Annotated in this window: 21 protein-coding genes; 12 read left to right on the top strand and 9 right to left on the bottom strand. The window is 71.0% G+C overall.

All coding sequences use genetic code 11. The annotated features are described in order from the left end of the window. Positions 1–28: 28 nt before the first annotated feature. Positions 29–427 carry a DUF302 domain-containing protein gene (locus KME66_RS02495; RefSeq protein WP_216318419.1) on the bottom strand — a complete coding sequence of 133 codons (399 nt, stop codon included), beginning with the start codon at positions 425–427 and terminating at the stop codon, positions 29–31. A gap of 156 nt (positions 428–583) precedes the next feature. Between KME66_RS02495 and KME66_RS02490 the strand changes: the two genes are divergently transcribed. From KME66_RS02490 to KME66_RS02480, 3 genes are all read left to right on the top strand, one after another. After that, positions 584–1,948 carry a rhodanese-like domain-containing protein gene (locus KME66_RS02490; RefSeq protein ID WP_073223787.1) on the top strand — a complete coding sequence of 455 codons (1,365 nt, stop codon included), beginning with the start codon at positions 584–586 and terminating at the stop codon, positions 1,946–1,948. A gap of 97 nt (positions 1,949–2,045) precedes the next feature. Next, positions 2,046–2,411, top strand: a complete 366-nt coding sequence (locus KME66_RS02485) for a rhodanese-like domain-containing protein (RefSeq protein WP_216318416.1) — start codon at positions 2,046–2,048, stop codon at positions 2,409–2,411. Next, the gene (locus KME66_RS02480; RefSeq protein ID WP_216318413.1) at positions 2,408–3,151 is read left to right on the top strand and encodes a sulfite exporter TauE/SafE family protein; all 744 of its coding nucleotides are present in this window, start codon (positions 2,408–2,410) and stop codon (positions 3,149–3,151) included. Before KME66_RS02485 ends, KME66_RS02480 begins: the two co-directional genes overlap by 4 nt. Before the next feature lie 24 nt (positions 3,152–3,175). On the opposite strand, the gene KME66_RS02475 is transcribed toward KME66_RS02480, so the two are convergent. Next, on the bottom strand, positions 3,176–3,463 hold the full coding sequence (locus KME66_RS02475; RefSeq protein ID WP_216329032.1) for a metal-sensitive transcriptional regulator: 288 nt from the start codon (positions 3,461–3,463) through the stop codon (positions 3,176–3,178). An 81-nt stretch (positions 3,464–3,544) separates the two neighbouring features. Between KME66_RS02475 and KME66_RS02470 the strand changes: the two genes are divergently transcribed. Then, positions 3,545–4,120, top strand: coding sequence for a rhodanese-like domain-containing protein (locus tag KME66_RS02470; protein WP_073223784.1), 576 nt, complete (start codon positions 3,545–3,547; stop codon positions 4,118–4,120). Positions 4,121–4,289: 169 nt separating this feature from the next. Here KME66_RS02470 and KME66_RS02465 read toward each other — a convergent pair whose 3' ends face one another. Further along, a complete protein-coding gene (locus KME66_RS02465) occupies positions 4,290–4,736 on the bottom strand; it encodes a MerR family transcriptional regulator (RefSeq protein ID WP_178379050.1) in 447 nt (148 codons plus the stop codon). Positions 4,737–5,129: 393 nt separating this feature from the next. On the opposite strand from KME66_RS02465, the gene KME66_RS02460 reads away from it, so the two are divergent. Continuing rightward, complete coding sequence (locus KME66_RS02460; protein WP_216318411.1) at positions 5,130–6,635, top strand: SulP family inorganic anion transporter; 1,506 nt, start codon at positions 5,130–5,132, stop codon at positions 6,633–6,635. Between the two features lie 70 nt (positions 6,636–6,705). Here KME66_RS02460 and KME66_RS02455 read toward each other — a convergent pair whose 3' ends face one another. The 4 genes from KME66_RS02455 to KME66_RS02440 all read right to left on the bottom strand — a co-directional run bounded on the left by KME66_RS02455 (position 6,706) and on the right by KME66_RS02440 (position 9,914). After that, the gene (locus tag KME66_RS02455; protein ID WP_216329029.1) at positions 6,706–7,743 is read right to left on the bottom strand and encodes a CdaR family transcriptional regulator; all 1,038 of its coding nucleotides are present in this window, start codon (positions 7,741–7,743) and stop codon (positions 6,706–6,708) included. A 225-nt stretch (positions 7,744–7,968) separates the two neighbouring features. Beyond that, on the bottom strand, positions 7,969–8,268 hold the full coding sequence (locus KME66_RS02450; protein WP_253208210.1) for a hypothetical protein: 300 nt from the start codon (positions 8,266–8,268) through the stop codon (positions 7,969–7,971). Between the two features lie 58 nt (positions 8,269–8,326). Then, positions 8,327–8,821, bottom strand: coding sequence for a MarR family winged helix-turn-helix transcriptional regulator (locus tag KME66_RS02445; RefSeq protein WP_178379055.1), 495 nt, complete (start codon positions 8,819–8,821; stop codon positions 8,327–8,329). An 88-nt stretch (positions 8,822–8,909) separates the two neighbouring features. Next, a complete protein-coding gene (locus KME66_RS02440; protein ID WP_216329027.1) occupies positions 8,910–9,914 on the bottom strand; it encodes a PP2C family protein-serine/threonine phosphatase in 1,005 nt (334 codons plus the stop codon). 191 nt (positions 9,915–10,105) lie between these two features. Between KME66_RS02440 and KME66_RS02435 the strand changes: the two genes are divergently transcribed. Both KME66_RS02435 and nhaA read left to right on the top strand, forming a co-directional pair. After that, the gene (locus tag KME66_RS02435) at positions 10,106–10,609 is read left to right on the top strand and encodes a nitroreductase/quinone reductase family protein (protein ID WP_216318408.1); all 504 of its coding nucleotides are present in this window, start codon (positions 10,106–10,108) and stop codon (positions 10,607–10,609) included. 188 nt (positions 10,610–10,797) lie between these two features. After that, complete coding sequence (nhaA, locus tag KME66_RS02430) at positions 10,798–12,129, top strand: Na+/H+ antiporter NhaA (RefSeq protein ID WP_216318404.1); 1,332 nt, start codon at positions 10,798–10,800, stop codon at positions 12,127–12,129. Between the two features lie 63 nt (positions 12,130–12,192). On the opposite strand, the gene KME66_RS02425 is transcribed toward nhaA, so the two are convergent. Further along, a complete protein-coding gene (locus tag KME66_RS02425) occupies positions 12,193–13,050 on the bottom strand; it encodes an aldo/keto reductase (RefSeq protein WP_216318401.1) in 858 nt (285 codons plus the stop codon). After that, the gene (locus KME66_RS02420; protein WP_216318398.1) at positions 13,047–13,481 is read right to left on the bottom strand and encodes a cupin domain-containing protein; all 435 of its coding nucleotides are present in this window, start codon (positions 13,479–13,481) and stop codon (positions 13,047–13,049) included. Before KME66_RS02420 ends, KME66_RS02425 begins: the two co-directional genes overlap by 4 nt. Positions 13,482–14,109: 628 nt before the next feature. Here KME66_RS02420 and KME66_RS02415 point away from each other — a divergent pair. The 5 genes from KME66_RS02415 (at position 14,110) to KME66_RS34515 (ending at position 19,083) form a co-directional block, all read left to right on the top strand. Continuing rightward, on the top strand, positions 14,110–14,463 hold the full coding sequence (locus tag KME66_RS02415) for a hypothetical protein (protein WP_216318395.1): 354 nt from the start codon (positions 14,110–14,112) through the stop codon (positions 14,461–14,463). Positions 14,464–14,753: 290 nt separating this feature from the next. Then, complete coding sequence (locus tag KME66_RS02410; RefSeq protein ID WP_216318392.1) at positions 14,754–15,623, top strand: arpA protein; 870 nt, start codon at positions 14,754–14,756, stop codon at positions 15,621–15,623. A gap of 60 nt (positions 15,624–15,683) precedes the next feature. Beyond that, positions 15,684–16,529 (top strand): class I SAM-dependent methyltransferase, encoded by an 846-nt coding sequence (locus KME66_RS02405; protein WP_216318389.1) that lies wholly within the window; start codon positions 15,684–15,686, stop codon positions 16,527–16,529. 20 nt (positions 16,530–16,549) lie between these two features. After that, positions 16,550–18,355 carry a choline/carnitine O-acyltransferase gene (locus KME66_RS02400; protein WP_253208209.1) on the top strand — a complete coding sequence of 602 codons (1,806 nt, stop codon included), beginning with the start codon at positions 16,550–16,552 and terminating at the stop codon, positions 18,353–18,355. A 98-nt stretch (positions 18,356–18,453) separates the two neighbouring features. Continuing rightward, the gene (locus KME66_RS34515) at positions 18,454–19,083 is read left to right on the top strand and encodes a transposase family protein (RefSeq protein WP_216318383.1); all 630 of its coding nucleotides are present in this window, start codon (positions 18,454–18,456) and stop codon (positions 19,081–19,083) included. The last annotated feature ends 69 nt before the right edge of the window (positions 19,084–19,152 follow it).

Here is a 19,152-nt window from a genome sequence, read left to right as displayed (position 1 = left end):
CGGGTGGGCGGCGCCGGCTCCCGGCCCCTCACCCGCCGGTGGCCGTGAGCGACGCGAGAGCCGCGTCGAGAAGCCGTGTGGCCTCCTCCGCGACGGGTTCCATGGCGTCGAGGCCGGTGAGGGTGACCATCGTGCCGGGGTCGACGGCCTGGACGACCACATGGTCGCCTTCGGACCGGACGACGACGTTGCAGGGCAGCAGCAGCCCGATCGAGCGGTCGGCCTCCAGGGCCCGGTGAGCGAGGGGCGGGTTGCAGGCCCCGAGGATCAGGTAGGGCTCCATGACGTGGCCGAGCTTGGCCTTGAGCGTCGCCTGTACGTCGATCTCGGTCAGGACGCCGAACCCCTGGTCGGCCAGGGCGCGACGGACGTCCTGCTGCACCTGGTCGAACGGCGCCTGCACGGTCACGGTGCGGTCGTAGGACACGGAACTGCCTCCTCGGCTCGCGTCAGCGTGCGTTTCCGGGTACCCGGTCGGTACCCGCGCTGTGACGGCTGCCACGGAAATATACCCCCCGGGGTAAGGGTGTTAGAGTCGTTTGCATACCCCAGGGGGTAATTTTCTCGCGGAAGGAGCAGCACGGTGTTCTTCGTTGACGTGATCGACCTGGAGGGTCTGGGCAATCGCAGCTACCTCGCCGGCGGCGCCTCGTCGGCGGTGGCGGTGGACCCGCCCCGTGACATCGACCAGGTGCTGGCGGCCGCCGCGCGGCGGGGGGTGCGGATCTCGCACGTGGTGGAGACCCACATCCACAACGACTACGTCACCGGCGGTCTTGAGCTGGCCCGGATCACGGGCGCCGTCTACCTGGTCCCCGCCGGTGCGCAGGTCTCCTTCGCCAGGACTCCGGTCTCCGACGGGGACGAGATCGACATCGACCCGGGCGCCGGTCTGAGCCTGGCGGCCGTCGCCACGCCCGGGCATACCCCGCACCACACCGCGTACGTGCTGCGGGAGGCGGACCGCCCCGTCGCCGCCTTCACGGGCGGCTCCCTGCTGATCGGTACGGTCGGCCGCCCCGACCTGGTCGAGCCGAGGCTGACCGAACAGCTGGCCCGGGCCCAGTACGCCTCCGCGCGCCGGCTCGCCGACGCCCTGCCCGACGACACACAGGTGCTGCCCACCCACGGGTTCGGCAGCTTCTGCTCCTCGGCGCAGGCGGACGGGGAGACCACGACCATCGGCAAGGAGAAGGCCGGGAACACGGCCCTGACCGTGGACGTGGAGACCTTCGTCGCCGACCTGCTCGCGGGGCTGGAGGACGTGCCCGCCTACTACGCGCACATGGGGCCGGCCAACGCCGGCGGACCCGACCCGGTCGACATGACCCCGCCCGCCGTCGCCGACCCGCACGAGATCGCCGCGCGCCTGGCGGCGGGGGAGTGGGTGGTGGATCTGCGCAGCCGGATCGCCTTTGCCGAAGGCCATGTGGCGGGCTCGTTCAACTTCGAGGCGGACGGCAAGCTGGCCACCTATCTGGCCTGGATGATTCCGTGGGGGAAGCCCGTGACCCTGCTCGCCGAGACGGCGGAGCAGCTGGCGGCGGCACAGCGTGAGCTGGTGCGGGTCGGCATCGACCGGCCGGCCGCCGCGGCGACCGGCTCTCCCGCCGCGTGGCTGCGCGAGGGCGAGAGCCCGGCCTCGTTCCCGCGGGCGACGTTCGCGGACCTCGCGGACCAGGACCACGACGGCATCGTGGTGCTGGACGTACGCCGCGACTCCGAGCGCGCCGACGGCTGGATCGCCGGCTCGGTCCACATCCCGATCCACCAGGTGCACCGGCGCCTCGGCGACGTGCCGGACGGCACGGTCTGGGTGCACTGCGCCGGCGGCATGCGCGCCGGCATCGCCGCCTCGCTGCTGGATGCCGCCGGCCGCCGGGTGGTCGCCGTGGACGACGGCTTCGACGCCGCCGGCCGGGCCGGGCTGCGTGTCGTCACCGGCTGAGTGAACCGCCGGGGCCGCTGTGCCGGACCCGCAGCCCCCGGGGCCGTCCGCCCCGGGGCCGTATCAGGGCGAACGACGAGAGAAAGGCGAGTGCACGATGTTCCTCTTCCCAAAGGGCCCGAGGCGCGTGTCCGTGGACGAAGCGCGTACCCGCACCGGCGGTGAACCGCACGGAGCCGTCCTGCTGGACGTGCGGGAGACGCCCGAGTGGAAGGCGGGGCACGCCCCCGACGCGGTGCACGCCCCGCTGACGGCCCTGGCCGCGGGCGGGCCCCTGCCCGCCGCCGCGCAGGGGCGTCCCCTGGTGGTGATCTGCCGCAGCGGTCACCGTTCGCAGCAGGCCGCGAAGCTGCTGGCCGAACGGGGCGCGGACGTGGCGGACGTGAAGGGCGGCATGAACGCGTGGGCCGCCGCCGGACACCCGGTCGTCGACGAGCGCGGGAACAGCGGCTCGATAGCGTGAGCACCCTCGTACTCGCCCTGACCGCCGGGGCCGTCGTCGGTCTGGCCCTCGGCGCCCTGGGCGGCGGCGGCAGCGTCCTCGCGGTCCCCGCCCTGATCTACCTGCTCGGCTTCTCCCCGGCATCGGCGACGACGGCGAGCCTGATCATCGTGGCCGCGACCTCCGCCACCGCGCTGCACGCCCACGCCCGCGACGGCAACGTCGCCTGGCGCACGGGCGCGCTGTTCGCGGCGGCCGGCATCGTGCCGGCCTTCCTCGCGGGCGCCGTGGCGGGCCGGCTTCCGGCCCAGGTGCTCACCGGAGCCTTCTCCGTCGTCGCCGCCCTGGCCGCCGTGCGCATGCTCCGCCCCTCCGGCTCCGAGCCTCCGGAGCGGATACGCCCCGCCAAGGCGCTCGGCGCCGGGGCCGGGCTGGGAGCGGTGACCGGGTTCCTCGGCGTCGGCGGCGGATTCCTCGCCGTCCCGGCCCTGGTGGACGTGCTCGGCCTGCGGATGAAGCAGGCGGTGGGGACCAGCCTGCTGGTCATCTCCGTCAACTCGCTGGCGGCGCTCACCGCACGCACGGGGGCGGGCGGGGACCTGCGGTGGGAGGTGATCGCCCCCTTCGCCGGCGCGGCCATCCTGGGCGCCTGGGACGGCAGGCGTCTCGCGTCGAAGATCACCGGCGAGACCCTGCAACGCCTCTTCGCCGTCGTCCTGCTGGCCGTGGCGGCCGTGATGCTCATCGACGTGTTCGTCTGACCGCCCGCCGGCGTCGTCCCGCGGTCAGGCCAGGGACAGGAACAGCTTCTCCAGCCGGCCCCGCATCTCGTCCTGGTCCTCGGGGGTGCGGCTGCCGCCCTCCATCTCGGTCATGCACTGCTGGAGACCGGTGGCGATGATCGCGAACCCGGCCCGGTCCAGTGCCCGTGACGCGGCGGCCAGCTGTGTGACGACCTCCTCGCAGTCCCGGCCCTCCTCGATCATCCGGATCACCCCGGAGATCTGTCCCTGCGCGCGGCGCAGCCGGTTGAGGACGGCCTTCAGCTCCGCACCTGCCAGATCAAGCTCCATCATCACTCCTCATCACATACCCCCAGGGGTAATATACTCCCCTTTTCCGGGGGCCCGCCGAAAGAAAAGGATGACTCTGCCATGACCACGCCCACCACCCTCGGCGCCGGTGAGGCCCGTACCCGGCTGCACGACCTGACCGTGATCGACGTCCGCACCCCGGGCGAGTTCGCCGGCGGTCACGTGCCCGGCGCCCTGAACATCCCGCTGGACCAGGTCCAGCGCGCGCTGCCCGACATCCGCCGGGCCGCCGAGCACGGTGACGTCCTGGTCGTCTGCGCCTCCGGAGCCCGCTCCGAGAAGGCCTGCCGCATGCTCGCCGACCACGGCGTCGCGACCGCCACCCTCTCCGGAGGCACGGGCGCCTGGGCCGCCGACGGCCACGACCTGCACCGTCCCGAGGGCTCGGCCCGTGCCGTCTGGGGCATGGAGCGCCAGGTCCGCTTCACGGCCGGCACGGTCGTCCTGCTCGGCCTCCTCCTCGGGGTCCTGGTGCACCCGGCCTTCCAGATCCTCTCGGCGGGCATCGCCGCGGGCCTGGTCTTCTCCGCCCTGACCAACACCTGCGGCATGGCCGCCATGCTCGCCCGGCTGCCGCACAACCGCCCCCGCGTCGCCGACCTCGACGCCACGCTGGCCGAGCTCCGCAACCGCTGAGCCGGGGGCGCGGACCGGCCCGACCGGCCGGCCCGCGCCTCCGGAGGCTTTGGCTCCGCGCACCGGTCCGTCACCGGAGCAGACCCCGGACGCACCCGCGTCCGGGGTCTGCCGTGCCGACGCGGGGCCCGGCTCGTGCCGCCGTACAGGGTGATCGTCCGGTGAGCCCTTACGGCAGCGAGCGGGAGGCGGCGCCGAGATCGTGGGCGTGGACGGGGGGAGCGTTCTGCTCCAGTCGGGCGCCCAGGGTGTCGGCGAAGTCCTCGGCGCGGGCCAGCTGGACGCGCAGCTTCTCCACCTGCTCGGCCGCGGCCTGCCGGTAGCCGCGCACCCGTTCCAGGAGCGCCTCGCGCTCGTCGCCGTCGAGCGCCTCGTCGCCGTCGAGGCGATCGGTGGCGTCCAGGAGGTCGCGCATCTGCTCCAGGGTGAAGCCGAGCGGCTTCATCCGGCGGATCACCATGAGCCGGGCGACGTCCGTCTCGGTGTAGAGGCGGAACCCGCCCTGGGACCGGGCGGAGGGGATGACCAGGCCGGTCTCCTCGTAGTGCCGGATCGTGCGCAGCGACAGCTCCGTCCGCGCGGCGACCTCGCCGATCTGCATCTGCCTGTCGTCCACGCCCGTGTCCCTGGCCCTTCGTCGGTGCCGGGCCGCGTCCCGTGCGACCCCACCGGCCCTACTCTAACGTTAGGGTAGAGTTGCTGGTGGCGAGGGCGGCCGGGCTGCCCCGCCGATGCCGTTCCGGGGCCGACGACGCCCCCGGCGAAGATCCGATTCCCGCAGGAGAGAGCGTGCGCGAGCCCATGACGCCGATCGCCGCCGCCTGCCCGCCGTGACTCCTCGCCCTCGGACATGACCCGCCCGCCCGGGCGCCACCCGGGCTCGCGGGCATCCCCACGACCTCCCGGTCCGACCTGGGCCGCCTGCGGGACGCCGGCCGGTCTCCCGTACCCCCTCCGCCCGCCTGCGGCCCGACCGCGGTGTGCCCGAGCACGACAGGTACACGTCTCCTTGTCTTCTGCTGCTGTGACTCCCGCCGCGCGACTGCGCGGTCTCAAGCCCGACTGGCTGAACAACCCCAAGGTCTGGCGTACCGAGGTCCTGGCCGGACTGGTCGTGGCCCTGGCCCTGATCCCCGAGGCGATCTCGTTCTCGATCATCGCCGGTGTCGACCCCGCGGTCGGTCTGTTCGCCTCGTTCACCATGGCCGTGGTCATCTCGATCGTCGGCGGCCGCCGCGCGATGATCTCCGCCGCCACCGGCGCGATCGCCCTGGTCGTCGCCCCGCTGAACCGCGAGCACGGCTTCGGCTACCTGGTCGCCGCCGTCATCCTCGCCGGTGTCATGCAGGTGGCTCTGGGCGCGCTCGGGGTGGCCAAGCTGATGCGGTTCGTCCCGCGCTCGGTGATGGTGGGCTTCGTCAACGCCCTCGCGATCCTGATCTTCATGGCCCAGGTTCCCGAGATGCACGACGTGCCGTGGGCGGTGTACCCGCTGATCGCCGGCGGGCTGGTGCTGATGGTGTTCTTCCCGAGGATCACCAAGGTGATCCCGGCCCCCCTCGTCTCGATCGTCGTCCTGACCGTCATCACGGTCGCGGCCTCGATCGCGGTGCCGACGGTGGGAGACAAGGGCGCTCTGCCGTCCGCCCTGCCGGTGCCGGGCCTGCCGGACGTCCCGTTCACGCTGGACACCCTGACGACGATCGCCCCGTACGCCTTCGCGATGGCGCTGGTCGGGCTGATGGAGTCGCTGATGACCGCCAAGCTCGTCGACGACATCACCGACACCCACTCCTCCAAGACCCGCGAGTCCGTCGGCCAGGGCATCGCCAACATCGTCACCGGCTTCTTCGGCGGTATGGGCGGCTGCGCCATGATCGGCCAGACGATGATCAACGTGAAGGTGTCGGGCGCCCGCACCCGCGTCTCGACCTTCCTGGCGGGCGTGTTCCTGATGGTCCTGTGCATCGTTTTCGGGCCGGTCGTCTCCGACATCCCGATGGCTGCCCTGGTCGCCGTCATGGTGATGGTGTCGTTCGCCACGTTCGACTGGCACTCCATCGCCCCGCAGACGCTGAAGCGGATGCCGGCCGGCGAGATCGCCGTCATGGTCATCACCGTGATCATGGTGGTCGCGACCGACAACCTCGCCATCGGCGTCGTCGTCGGCTCCGTCACCGCGATGGTCATCTTCGCGAAGCGGGTCGCCCACATCGCCCGTGTGCACAGCGTCCTCGACCCCGACGGCACCACCGTCGTCTACCGGGTCACCGGCGAGCTGTTCTTCGCCTCCTCCAACGACCTCGTCGGCCAGTTCGACTACGCGGCGGACCCGGACAGGATCGTCATCGACCTCTCCGAGGCCCATGTCTGGGACGCCTCCTCCGTGGCGGCCCTCGACGCGATCGAGACCAAGTACGCCCAGCGCGGCAAGAGCGTGGAGATCACCGGTCTGAACGACCTGAGCGCCGACCTCCACGGAAGGCTCACCGGAGAACTCACCGGCAGCCACTGACCTGGGTCCTCCGCCCACCGCGCAGGCCCCCGGGCCGGCCGTGCCGACGGCCGTCCCGGGGCGGGGCCGCTCAGCGTTTCTGTTCCGGCCAGTTCAGGATCCGGGCGCCGATGACGGCCGTCTGCAGGGCGTAGCGGTGGCGGGGGTCGGTGGGGTCGGATCCGGTCAGCTCGTGGATGCGCTTCAGGCGGTAGGTCAGGGCGCGCACACTGATGGCGAGGTGCCGGGCGGCCTGCGTGGTGACGCACCCCGAGTCGAAGTAGGCCGTGAGCGTCTCCAGATGCGGCTGGGGACCGTTGCGGGTCTTCAGCAGCGGTCCCAGCGTGGTCCGTACGAGGTCGGCCATGGCCTGGCGGTCCCGGGTCAGGACGGGGTAGACGAGGAGATCCCCCGCGTGCAGTACGGGGTCCTCCAGGCCGAGACGGTCCGCCAGGTGGAGCGCCTGGAGGGCTTCGTTGTAGGAGTGGACGACACCGCCGGCCCCCGGGTGGGGCCGCCCGATCGCCACACGCCCCCCGTCGGTCCGGTCGTGCGCGTGCTTGGCGAAGTAGGCGAGGACGTCGCGCTGGTCCCCGGGCGCGATGCAGACCAGGCGGCCGTCCTTCGTCGTCAGCAGGATGCTGCGTTCGCCGAAGCGAAGCGTCACGGCCTTCTCCACCGCACGGGGAACGGCGTCGCCCTCGGCATAGGGAGCCGGCCCCTCGGCGACGGCGACCGCATGGGCGAGAGACAGGCGCAGCCCGAACTGCTCCGCCCGCTCCACCAGGGGCCCCAACTCGCTGCGCCCGTACAGAAGGTCGTCGATGAATTCCCGGCGTGCCGCCTCCTGGTGGCGGACAGCGAGCTGCTGCGCCCGCTCGTGGCCTTCGCAGAGCGCCTCGACAGCACGTTGTACCGTCCGCAGGACCTGCTCGGCGCTCGGCGTCTTCGCGGGCCAGGCGGTGCGGGTCAGGGCGAGGTGGTCGACGACCAGAGCGCGGAGCGTGACCCCGTCGGCGGCTGATCGCTCACCGAAGGACCGAAGCCGCTCCAGTTCGCTCTCGTCGAGTGTCCGGCCGGTCGACGCGGCAGCAGCCAGAAGAGCGTTGAATCCGGTGAAGGTCTGCATCGCGCGGTCCCGTTTCGTGTCCACCGGAGATCATCGGGCGGAATGAGACGTGTGTCCCACCCTCGCGCTCTCCGGTGTCCGCCTGCCGAAAGGACGGCTGTCCCGTCGACGCCGACCAGCCTTCCCGGCACACCAGCGCGCCGTGCGACGCGTTCACCGCATCCTAGTGGCACGAGGCACGGGCGTCCGAGGCGAACCCGGCAGGAGCGCGGGCCGGGGCTTCCGTCACCAACGGTCGGGTCCTCCGCCCCGCCACTCGATCAGGGCCGGTGTGGCGATCTCCTCGACGTCGAGATCGATCCCCACCGAGCACAGGAGATCGATGACCTCGGAGACCGAACGGGCCAGACCGAGTTGCTTGCCCCGAACCGTGACATACCGGCCGCCGTCCTCGTGTGCGGTGTGCACGATCACGGGAGGCGGCAGATCCGCTCCGGCCCCGGCCGCGGTCGATCGGCGGGCGACGCCCTGCGCTCCTCGCGCCCGGCCCCATCGTGCGGACGAGCCCGCGGGGGGACGATTCATGCTGTCCGGATCTCCTCTCGTCGCGCAGGCGGAGCAGCACACCCGATGACGCTCCTGGTCAGCCTGCTGCTTCGCCCCAGCCCAGCGGATGGAGGCCGGGGCCCTCGTCCGGCAGCGGCGCCGGCTGCTCGCCGCCCGCCTCGTTGAAGTCGGTGAGCGCGTCGATCAGCGCCGTGCGCTGGCGCGGCGCGAGGCGCGAGACGATCGAAGCGATCTCCCGGCGCCGGCGTGCCGTGACGTCCTCCACCGCGCGGCTCCCTTCGGCAGTGAGCCGCAGCAGGGTCTCGCGCCGGTTGTCCGGGTTGGTCTGACGGTCCGCGAGTCCCGCCGTGATCAGCCGGTCGACCATGCGCATCGCCGTCGAGGGCGCCACCCCCAGCAGCTCCGCCAGCGTGACGAGCTTGGTCGCCCCACGCGAGGAGAGGACCACCAGCATCCGGAACTGCGGCAGCGTCACCCGCTCCTCGACCTCCGCCAGCGAGCGCGCCGACACCGCGACCAGCAGTCGCGAAGCCGTCAGCACCGCCTGGGTCACCGCGTCCACATCGTCCATACGCTCCGCCGGAGCCACTTTCCTGGCCATGGCACCTTTCTATCCTGCTCTCGACGCGGCGCGTACCACGCACCCCGGGGCCCATGCCTCACCGCCTCCGGTGGCGCAGGAGGACCATCGCCGCGTCGTCGTGGAGGGGGCCGTTCGCATGACGCACGACGTCCGCGCGCAACGCTTCGAGGCCTTCCCCGGCGTCCGAGGTGCGCAGCAGCCCGGCTCGCTCCCCGAGGGGGTAGAAGTCTCCGTCGGCGCCACGGGCTTCGGTGACCCCGTCGGTGTAGAGGAGGAGGCGGTCGCCCGGAGCGAACTCGCACCGGTGCGGCTGGGGGGTCTCACCGCCGTGCATGCCCAGCCCCAGCGGCAGTGCGTAGGCGGGAGGGCGGGGGAAGTCGACGGAACCGTCCTTGCGGACGATCATCGGCGGGGGGTGGCCGCAGTTCAGGAAGACCGCGGACCGCTGCTCCGTGTCGATCTCGGCGAGGATGGCGGTCACGAACTTCTCTCCGTCCGCCTCGCGGGCCACGGTACGCTCCAGCCGCGCCGCGACCATGGCCAGATCGGGCTCCTCGTACGCAGCCTCCCGGAACACACCGAGGACGGATGCCGCCGTCTCCACGGCGGCGAGACCCTTGCCCTGGACGTCCCCGACGATGACGCGGACGCCGTGCGGAGACGCCACCGCCTCGTACAGATCGCCGCCGATGCGTGACTCCGCGACCGCGGACGTGTACGAGACAGCCACTCTCAGCCCGCCGACATGGCGGGGCACGGGCCGCTGCAGCACGCTCTGGGCCACCTCGGCGATCGAGCGCACCCCGGCCAGCTCCGCCTCCCGGCGCATCCGCGACCCGGCGGCCAGGACCCCGGCCAGCGTCACCCCGGCCACCGAGGCCATCGCCGTGTAACCGCGACGCGTGTCGAACAGCCCGTCGTACAGGCCCAGGCCGACGCACAGCAGCAGCGCGACGCAGCCGATGAGAGCGGTACGCCGCCAGGTGCCGATCAGCCCGGCGAAGGCGGGGCCCAGCGACACCAGCGGAAGGAAGCCGCCCTCCGGACCGGCGGCGAGGTCCACCGCGGCCACGACCGCCATCACCACGATCGGCAACCAGGACAGCACCAGCCTGCTCTCCCTTTGCTTCTCAGTGATCACTGCACTCCCAGCGGAACGACAACATCTTGACGACTGAGCTTTAGATTATGCAAAGATTGCTCAAGCTAAAGGTCAGGTGCGGCTTCCGTTACGCAATCGGTTTCCCCTGAGCAGCCAGAGGAGGCGGCTCGATGACGTCAGCACGAAACAGTGGCCTCCGTGCCCCCCTTCCGCGCGACGGCTGGCGCGGATGGCTCGCACGGTTGCCCGTGGCCCTGTACCGCGTGGGTCTCGGGCCGGTTCTCGGCCGCCACCACCTGCTCCTGCACCACACCGACCGGAGCAGCGGCGACATCCGGCACACGGCGCTGAAGGTCATGGCGTACGACGCGAAGCGAGGCCACTGGCTCCTGGCCTCCACGCCCGATGCGGCCTGGTACCAGGACCTCGACGCGCTGCCCCTGACCACGATCCAGGTCCGCAACCGCCACTACGCCGTCACCGCCCATCTTCTCGACGACGACGAAGCCGAGAAGACCATGACGGGGACCTCCCACCAGCCGCCCCGCGCCGGGCGACGGCTCCGCCGCACTCCGGGAACCCCCGGCCCCGACGTTGCCCCCGCGGACCCGGGGGCAGGGCCTTCCCTCACCCTCGTACGCCTGGACGCCGCCCCCGGACAGCGCCTGCCCTGACCGGGGGCTCACCCGCTTCTCGTGGTCCCGTGCAGCAGGTCCGGCCGGGGCGTCAGGAGCGCTGCCGCTCGCGCGGCCCGGGTTACGGTGTGAGGAATGAGTCAAGAGTTGCCTGGTGAGGCGGGAAGTCCGGGGGTGTGGAGAAGAGCTCCACGCCCCCGCCGTCTCGTCCACTCGGAGGTCCTTCTGTGAGCACCGGTCCGCGTCCGCGCTTCCTGGGCGTTCTGCCCTGGCCCGAGCGTCAGGCCATCGCCAGCGCTCTGCGAGCCGAGACCGTCGGCGGGCTCGCCCTGCTCGGCGCCGCCGTGGTGGCGCTGGTCTGGGCGAACAGTCCCTGGCGGGAGGTCTACGAGCAGGTCCGCGACTTCCACTTCGGCGTGCCCGCGCTGGGACTCGACCTGTCGGTCGGGCACTGGACCTCGGACGGCCTGCTCTCGGTGTTCTTCCTGATCGCGGGCATCGAACTGAAGCGCGAGATGGTCTCGGGGGAGCTGCGTACGCCGGCGACGGCCGCCCTGCCGGTCATCGCCGCCGCAAGCGGCATGATCGTGCCCGCGGCCGTCTATCTCACGGTGTCCGGCGCAGGCGGCGGCTCGCACGACGGCTGGGCCGTGCCGATGGCGACGGACATCGCGTTCGCGCTTGCCGTCCTGGCCGTCATCAGCACGCACCTGCCCGCGGCGCTGAGGGCTTTCCTCCTCACGCTCGCGGTGGTCGACGACCTGGGCGCGATCCTGGTCATCGCGGTCTTCTTCACCAGCGACCTGAACCTCTTCGCGCTGGGCGGTGCCGTGATCGGTCTGGTCGTCTTCTTCGTCCTGCAGCGCAGGCGGGTGAAGGGCTGGTGGTGGTACGCGCCGCTGGGAATCGTCGTCTGGGCGCTGACGTACAACAGCGGTGTCCACGCCACGGTCGCCGGAGTGGCCATGGGGCTGATCCTGCGCACCACGCCGGACAAGGGCGAGGAGGCGTCGCCCGCCGCTCGTACCCAGCACGTGCTCCACCCGTTCTCCGCCAGTGTGGCCGTACCGCTGTTCGCCCTGTTCGCCGCCGGTATCGACGTCTCCGCGAAAGCGTTCGCGGACGTGTTCACCCGGCCGGAGACGCTGGGTGTCGTGCTCGGCCTCACGGTCGGCAAGACGGTGGGCATCTTCGCGGGCACGTACCTCGCGGTCCGGTACACGCGGGCGCGGCTCAATCCCGATCTCGCCTGGGCTGATGTGTTCGGGCTCGCGACGCTGGGGGGCATCGGGTTCACCGTGGCCCTCCTCATCGGGGACCTCGCCTTTCCCGGCACCGCGCTGGGCGACGAGGTGAAGGCTGCCGTCCTGCTCGCCTCCGTGCTCTCCGCCGCCGTCGCGGCAGCGCTGCTGCGCCGCCGCAACCGGCTCTACCGGGAACTCTGCGAGGCGGAGGACGTGGACAGCGACGCCGACGGCATCCCGGACATCTACCAGGGCCGGGGGGTCGGAAGTCCGGGCGGCCCGGCCGACGGCGGCAGCCCGGCTCCGAGGGGCTGAAGCGCCCCCGGCTGCCGCCTGCCCCCTCGGTTGCCGCATTCCGGCTTCCGGCGGAGTCCGAGGTCACTTGCCGCTGTAGACGGGGAAGACGCTGTGCTCGCCGTAGTCCACGTCACGCAGGTCGCGAAGGGTGTCCATGTCGTCGCCGGAGATCTCGAAGCCGACCTCGGCGTTGGAGCGCATGTGCTCGGGGTTCGCCGTCTTCGGCAGCGACACGGTGCCCAGCTGGAGGGTGTAGCGGATGCACAGCTGGGGGACGGACACCCCGTACTTCTCGGCCATCGCCCGGACCTCGGCGTTCTTCAGGATCGCGCCGTGGGCGATCGGTGAGTACGCCTCGACGAGGATCCGCCGGCTCTCGCAGTAGGCCAGGAGGTCGGAGGGGGTGTTGCCGGCGTGCACGAGCAACTGGTTGACGTGCGGGGTGACGGTCGCGCCCCGCAGGAGGTTGTCCAGGTCGTGCTGCTGGAAGTTGGAGACGCCGATGGACCGGAGCGTGCCGGCCCGGTGGGCGTCCTCCAGGGCGCGCCAGGCCTCGCGGTTGCCCTCGGCGTAGTCGCCGCCGCGGAAGTCGTTCCACGGCTGCGGGCTGTGGATCAGCATCAGGTCGACGTACTCCAGGCCCAGCTTCTCCAGAGAGCCGTCGATCGCTGCGCGTGCCCGGTCGTAGTCCTTGATCTCCGCCGCGAGCTTGGTCGAGACGAACAGCGCGTCGCGGGAGACCTCCGAGGTGCGCACACCCTCGCCGACACCGCGCTCGTTGCCGTACGCCTGGGCGGTGTCGATGTTGCGGTAGCCGGTCTCCACGGCCGCGCGGACCGCGTCGGCCGCCTTGTCGTCGTCGATGAACCAGGTGCCGAGCCCCAGCTTGGGGATCTCGACGCCGTTCGCCAGGGTGTACGTCTCGTCCAGGATGCTCATGCGTTCGCTCCGTTCTTCGGCAGCCTGCCGTACACCTCGTCGGTGACCGGCTCGAGCCATTCGTTGCTGACGTCCTCGCCCGGCGTGATGAAGGCCAGGTGGGAGAACCACGCGTCGGCCTTCGCACCGTGCCAGTGCTTCGTGCCCGCCGGGACGCGGACCACGGTTCCCGGCTCCATGCCGACGGGATCCTCGCCCTCGGCCTGATACCAGCCGCTGCCCGCCGTGCACAGCAGGATCTGGTCCCCGCCGCCGCCCGTGCCGTGGTGGATGTGCCAGTTGTTCCGGCATCCCGGCTCGAAGGAGACGTTGCTGACCGGGACGCTCCCCGAGGCGAGCGGCGCCAGGTAGCTCTGCCCGATGAAGTACTGCGCGAAGGCGTCGTTCTTCTCCCCGAGCGGGAACATCTGATCGAATTCGTTGGCGGTCATCTCGTTCCTTCCTGTGATCTCGGCACGGCTCCCGCTCGCCACGCGGGGCATCGTCGGGACGCTCCCGTCGGCGATCAGGCGGAGCGCTCGTCCACGATGCCGACCAGGTCCGGCGCCGGCGGCGCGAATGGCTTCTCCTTGAGGTGACTCCCTGTGACGCTGTGAACGCGAAGACGCGCGATGGTGCGAACACGAAGGTGCGGCCTGATCCACTGTCGGTCACCCGGGACCGACCTGCATCCCGCAGGCGAGACCGCGCCTCTTTGGGCAGCCCGCGTCCGCTGTGGTCCCACTCGGGTCAGCGAACGGTAGTTCGTCGGTGACGTGGGTTCTGGGCGAGTGGGCCGCGATCCAGGAGTGGTGATCGGCGTTGTCGCGGACGCGCTGCACGATGGCGGCGAGGACACCGCCGTACCCTGGAGCGGTCTCCGGGTGCCGGTACACCTCTGCCTCACCGAGGAGGTGTAGCGACTGGGCCGCGATCTCCTCGGTGAGCGCGGCCGACCGCTCGGGGGGCCCAGCCGTCGTCGGTGTCGAGGAATGCCTGGTCCTCCAGCCGTACCGCCCCTTCTGCCATCAGTCGGACAGTGAGCCGGGCGGTTTTGCGGTCCACCGAAGTCGCCACCCGGTGGGTGAGAATATGACGATGGGCGGCGTCGCCGTGCGGATCGCTCCATGTCAACAGGCCAGTGACGAGCACGAGTTCGAGCTGATCGTCCTGCTGGGGCAGTTTCTGGTGCCAGTGGTAGACCTGCTCGTACAGCTCGCGCAGGGCCCGCTCGGCCCGCTCCCGCTCGGCTCAGCGGCCCCACCGCGCCAACCACGGTCCGTAGGCCCGCAACACCTCGGCCGCGTCCTCGCGGCGGACGCTGTGGCCGTCGGCCTCCTCCCGCCATTGGCGACCGTCCTCGGCGCGCACCAACTTCTTCCCCGGTTCTTCGCTCGCGAGCGGCGGATCCTCACCGTCTGCGTCCCGGCATAGTCAGGGGGCACCCAGCCGTCCAGCACCTCCGGCAGTGGCGGCGGGGCAGCCTGGGGCACGTGGTCGAGGATGAGCAGGATGCCGTCGGGCCGGTCAACGGGGCGCCGTACGGAGGCCGGCAGGCTGGCGAGCCACAAACGCTGCACCCCAGGGTTCAGTGGGGCGCGTCACAGACAATCCGGCGGCGCTGTGGGAGCTTCAACTCGGTTACTCGTCAGTTCAGTTACTGAAGAGCCGAGGTGGGGGCAGGACACTTCGGAACGGTCTGCCCGCCACGTGGAGAGGATCGAGTGAGCTCTTTGGAAGCCGCAACACTGGACCAGGTCGTCGACACCGCCCGCTACCCCTTGCCGGAACTCGACAGCGCCGAGGGCCGCGCCGTGGTGTCCCGCGCCCGGCGTGAACTGTCCGCCCTCGGCTGCACCGTGCTGCCCGACTTCATCCGTCCGTCACTGCGCGACACGCTGAGTCGCGAGTGCGCGGCCATCGCGCCCCGGGCGCACTTCGACACCGAAACGGTCAACGTCTACAACATCGCGGTGGACGTTGAACTGCCGGACGGCCATCCGGGCCGGAAGACCTTCGAGCGCGGCAACGCCTTCGTCGCCCGGGACCGCATCCCCGACGACGCCGTCATCAGCCGCCTCTACTCCGACGAACTGTTCCACCGTTTCGTCGCACTGTGCTTCGGACTTCCGGCGCTCTATGAACTCGCGGACCCGCTCTCCGGGCTCGTACTCAACGTCGTCGCGCCGGACAGGGAACACCCCTGGCACTTCGACACCAACGAGTACACGGTCAGCATGCTCACCCAACAGGCCGAGGTCGGCGGTGACTTCGAATACTGCCCGGGCATCCGGTCCGCGCACGACGAGGGATTCGACGACGTCCGGGACGTGCTCGAAGGCCGGGGCGGGGCACTCGTCCGCAGCCTTCCCCTGCAACCGGGTGACCTGCAGCTGTTCAAGGGCCGCTACTCGCTGCACCGGGTCAGCCCCGTCCGGGGCGGCGTCGCACGCCACTCTGCGATCTTCGCCTACAGCGAGCGCCCCGGCGTCGTCGGCAGCGTGGCCCGCACCCGGCAGCTCTTCGGCCGCGTACTGCCCGAGCATCTGGCGGCCGAGGGCCGGGCCGTCCGGGGCGACGCGCTGCTGGACTGACCGACCCACTGATCGGCACAGCCGCCGCCCCCACTCTGCGATCGACGAGGAGTAAGCCCTGTGCGTTTCGACGCGACCGGGAAAGTCACGCTCGACCACATCTACACGCAGCCCGATCCCCGGGCCTACTTCCGCCTGCTGCGCCCCCTCGGCTACTGCGTTCCACAGCAGGCGAAGCCCTACTTCGCGAAACTCGTGAAGGAGTACCGGGAGGCCCGGCACGTCACCGTGCCCCACATCGTGGACATCGGCTGCTCGTACGGAATCAACGCCGCACTTCTCAAGTACGACGTGACCGTGGACGAGCTCTACGCCCGCTACGGCGACGAGGGCCTCGACGGGAAGAGCCGGGAGGCTCTGCTCGTCCGCGACCGGAAGCTGTCCCGCTCGCACCAGCCCGCCCAGCGCATCCGTTTCACCGGCCTCGACACCTCCCGCCAAGCACTGTCCTACGCGCAAGAAGCTGGGTTCCTCGACGACGCGGTGCACGCTGACCTGGAGATGAACGAGCCCACGCCGCGACAGCGCGCCCAGCTCGCCGGGGCGGACCTGGTGATCTCGACAGGCTGCCTCGGCTACGTCACCGAGCGGACACTCGTTCGGATCGTCGAGGCGCAGGGCCCCCGGCGGCCCTGGATGGCGCACTTCGTGCTGCGCATGTTCCCCTTCGACCCCGTGGAGCAGGCACTGGGAGGACTGGGCTACCGCACCGTCCGCGTCGACGAGGTGTTCAAACAGCGCCGATTCGCCTCCCCGCAGGAACAGGGGCTCGTGCTCGAGAGCATGTCGGCCGCCGGAGTGGATGCGAGGGGCCTCGAAACGGAAGGCTGGCTCTACGCACAGCTCTATCTTTCCCGCCCGCACGACGCCCCAGGTATCGACGATCCGAATCGAGAGCAGAATTGAAGACCAGTCAGAATGCTGTGGTGAACACGACCTTCGCCCGGGAGGCCGACCTGCCGCGGGTGCCGCTGCCCACCTTGGAAGCCAGCTGCGAGAAATTCCTCGCCTGGTGCGCGCCGCTGCTGACGCCGGACGAGCGGGCGGCGACCGAGGCGGAGGTGGCCGTCTTCCTCCGACCCGGTGGCCCCGGCCGGGTTCTGCATGCTGCGCTGGAGGAGTACGACGCCACGGAGGGTGTGCACAGCTGGCTCGACACCTTCTGGCCCTACCGTTACCTGGGCCGCCGGGACCGGATCGCTCTGAACGCCAACTTCTTCTTCTTGTTCAGGGACACGGGCCGCCCCCAGGTGGAGCGAGCGGCCGGGCTCATCGCGGGGGCCCTCGACTACAAGCGGCAGCTCGACGACGGGCTCATCGCGCCGGCGGTGCAGCGCGGAGCACACCAGTCGATGGTGCAGAACAAGTTCCTGTTCTCCACCACCAGAATCCCCGGCGCACAGCAGGACACCGTCCGCGCCCCGTACACCGACGCCTGGCCTGGTCCGTCCGACGCCCCTCACATCGTGGTGTTCTTCCGTGGCCGGATGTTCCGGCTCGATGTCATCGGTCCCGACGGCGTCCCGCACGCCCTGGACGAACTTGAGGCGGGGCTGCGCGCGGTGATGAAGGCGGGCGACGAGCGAGCCGGCGAGGACACGTCGGTGGGTCATCTGACCACCATGGCCCGTGCCGAATGGGCCGCCGCCCGGGCCTCTCTCGTCGCAGTCCACCCAGGTAACGCCGCCGCGCTCGACACCGTCGAGACCGCACTGTTCTGCGTCTGTCTGGAAGACTTCGCACCGGAGAGCACTCAGGACGCCTGCGACCAATTGCTGTACGGCGACCGCGGCAACCGGTGGTTCGACAAGGCCGTGTCGTTCGTCGTCTTCGCCGACGGGCGCGCCGGCATCAACGTCGAGCACTGCGAGCTGGACGGCACCACCATCCTCAGCTTCACCGATGCCCTGCTCACGAGCCCCGCCGAGGAGTTCTCACGCCGGTCCGGGGCCCGCTCTCAGGGACAGCCCGTACTGGAGCCGGTCGTGTTCGCGCTCGATGACGCGCTGCGCACGCAGGTGCGCGCCGCCGCCGCCGCATTCGCCGCGTACGGGCGGAACACCGCGACCAGCACGGTGTCCTTCGAGGACTTCGGCAGCAGTGCGGCCAAGGCGCTGGGGGTTTCGCCGGACGCGTTCGTCCAGGTCGCCTATCAGCTGGCCCACCAGCGGGCGAAGGGCCGGCTCGGTGCGACGTACGAATCGATCGCGACGCGGCAGTACCAGCACGGGCGGACGGAGGCGATGCGCGTCGTCACTCCCGAGATGCTCGCGTTCGTCGCCGCGATGGACGACCCGTCGACGGACACCAACCTCCGGCACGTCGCTTTCCGTGCCGCCGCCGACGCCCATGTGGCGCGTGCGAAGGAGAGCCAGGCCGGCCAGGTGCCCGAGCAGCACCTGTGGGAGCTGGAGCTGATCCAGCGCCGCCGGGGGGCGGAGCTCGGAGTGCACGAGCAGCCCTCCCTGTACCGAACGCCGGGCTGGCTGACGATGCGGGACGACTACCTGAGCACCAGCTCCGCGCCGTCGGCCAACATCCAGTTCTTCGGCTTCGGCTCCACGAGCAGCCGGTGCATCGGCGTCGCGTACGTGCTGTTGCCCGAGCGATTCAACATCTATTTGAGCACCCCGCTGCCGGTCGCAGACCAGATGCACGCCTTCGCCGGCCACCTCCGCGAGGCGGTTGCCGAACTGCGCGAACTGCTGACGTCCGTGCGGTCCGAGGGCTGACCGGCACACGGACAGGACCGTCGGCCGTGCCCTCTGGGGGGGGAAGGGCACGGCCGACACCGACATTGGCCTACTCGGCGATCGCACCGCGTATCCCCATGGGCGGTCGGGTCGTCACGGGGCTCCAGGCGGCGAAGTCCCGTAAGCCATCGGCCGCGGCCCGGCCCGTTCCCGGCAACTTCTTGGACGCGAGGGCATGGCGGGACTCCGCCCTGGCCCAGCACTGGGAAGGCGTGACCGTGCCGGCCGTCGGCGCGTACATCCATTCCGGCCTCCTCGTCCCGTACCGCGAACGCCTCGGACGAGCCCTGCTCTCCGGCGAGGAAGAAGGCAACGCCGAACACCGACGGGTGCGGGTCCGCGGCGAGTGCGTCTTCGCCCATATGAAGCGCTACAAGATCCTCCGAGGCTGCCGGCAGCGCGACATCGGCCTCGAACCGGGGCGCCGGAGCGGCCGGCCCAGCCTTACTTCCGGCGCGCCGGCCAAGACGAGGTCAACCCGGCCGAGTGGATCGAGCACCTGGACAAGGCCCTCATTGCGGCGGGAGTCCGCCATCGGGGCGAACCCTTCGCCAGTGCCGGCACGGCCACACCCAAGCCGACACCTCCCCAAACAGCGAGGAGACGTCGAGCATCACTGGGCGGTGCCGCTGGGCCTTGACGAGCAAGATGCCGTCCAGTACCCAGCAGGACGAAGCCTTCTTCAGGCACTCGCTGTTGCCTGGTAGGGAGAACGTGCCGAGCGCAAAGAGCGCGTGCTCGTGCGACTGGCGTGGCGTCAGAAAAGTCAGCAACGG

Source organism: Streptomyces sp. YPW6 (assembly GCF_018866325.1).
Taxonomy (GTDB): domain Bacteria; phylum Actinomycetota; class Actinomycetes; order Streptomycetales; family Streptomycetaceae; genus Streptomyces.
Note: the sequence above shows the minus strand (reverse complement) of the source record. Positions and strands in the feature narration are given on the sequence as shown.

Bases quoted from the DNA above. Each gene is read 5' to 3' on its own strand.
- KME66_RS02485 (WP_216318416.1), top strand. From the start codon at position 2,046: ATGTTCCTCTTCCCAAAGGGCCCGAGGCGCGTGTCCGTGGACGAAGCG.
- KME66_RS02475 (WP_216329032.1), bottom strand. From the start codon at position 3,463: ATGGAGCTTGATCTGGCAGGTGCGGAGCTGAAGGCCGTCCTCAACCGG.
- KME66_RS02470 (WP_073223784.1), top strand. From the start codon at position 3,545: ATGACCACGCCCACCACCCTCGGCGCCGGTGAGGCCCGTACCCGGCTG.
- KME66_RS02455 (WP_216329029.1), bottom strand. From the start codon at position 7,743: ATGCAGACCTTCACCGGATTCAACGCTCTTCTGGCTGCTGCCGCGTCG.
- KME66_RS02450 (WP_253208210.1), bottom strand. From the start codon at position 8,268: ATGAATCGTCCCCCCGCGGGCTCGTCCGCACGATGGGGCCGGGCGCGA.
- KME66_RS02445 (WP_178379055.1), bottom strand. From the start codon at position 8,821: ATGGACGATGTGGACGCGGTGACCCAGGCGGTGCTGACGGCTTCGCGA.
- KME66_RS02440 (WP_216329027.1), bottom strand. From the start codon at position 9,914: ATGGCGGTCGTGGCCGCGGTGGACCTCGCCGCCGGTCCGGAGGGCGGC.
- KME66_RS02435 (WP_216318408.1), top strand. From the start codon at position 10,106: ATGACGTCAGCACGAAACAGTGGCCTCCGTGCCCCCCTTCCGCGCGAC.
- KME66_RS02425 (WP_216318401.1), bottom strand. From the start codon at position 13,050: ATGAGCATCCTGGACGAGACGTACACCCTGGCGAACGGCGTCGAGATC.
- KME66_RS02420 (WP_216318398.1), bottom strand. From the start codon at position 13,481: ATGACCGCCAACGAATTCGATCAGATGTTCCCGCTCGGGGAGAAGAAC.
- KME66_RS34515 (WP_216318383.1), top strand. From the start codon at position 18,454: ATGGGCGGTCGGGTCGTCACGGGGCTCCAGGCGGCGAAGTCCCGTAAG.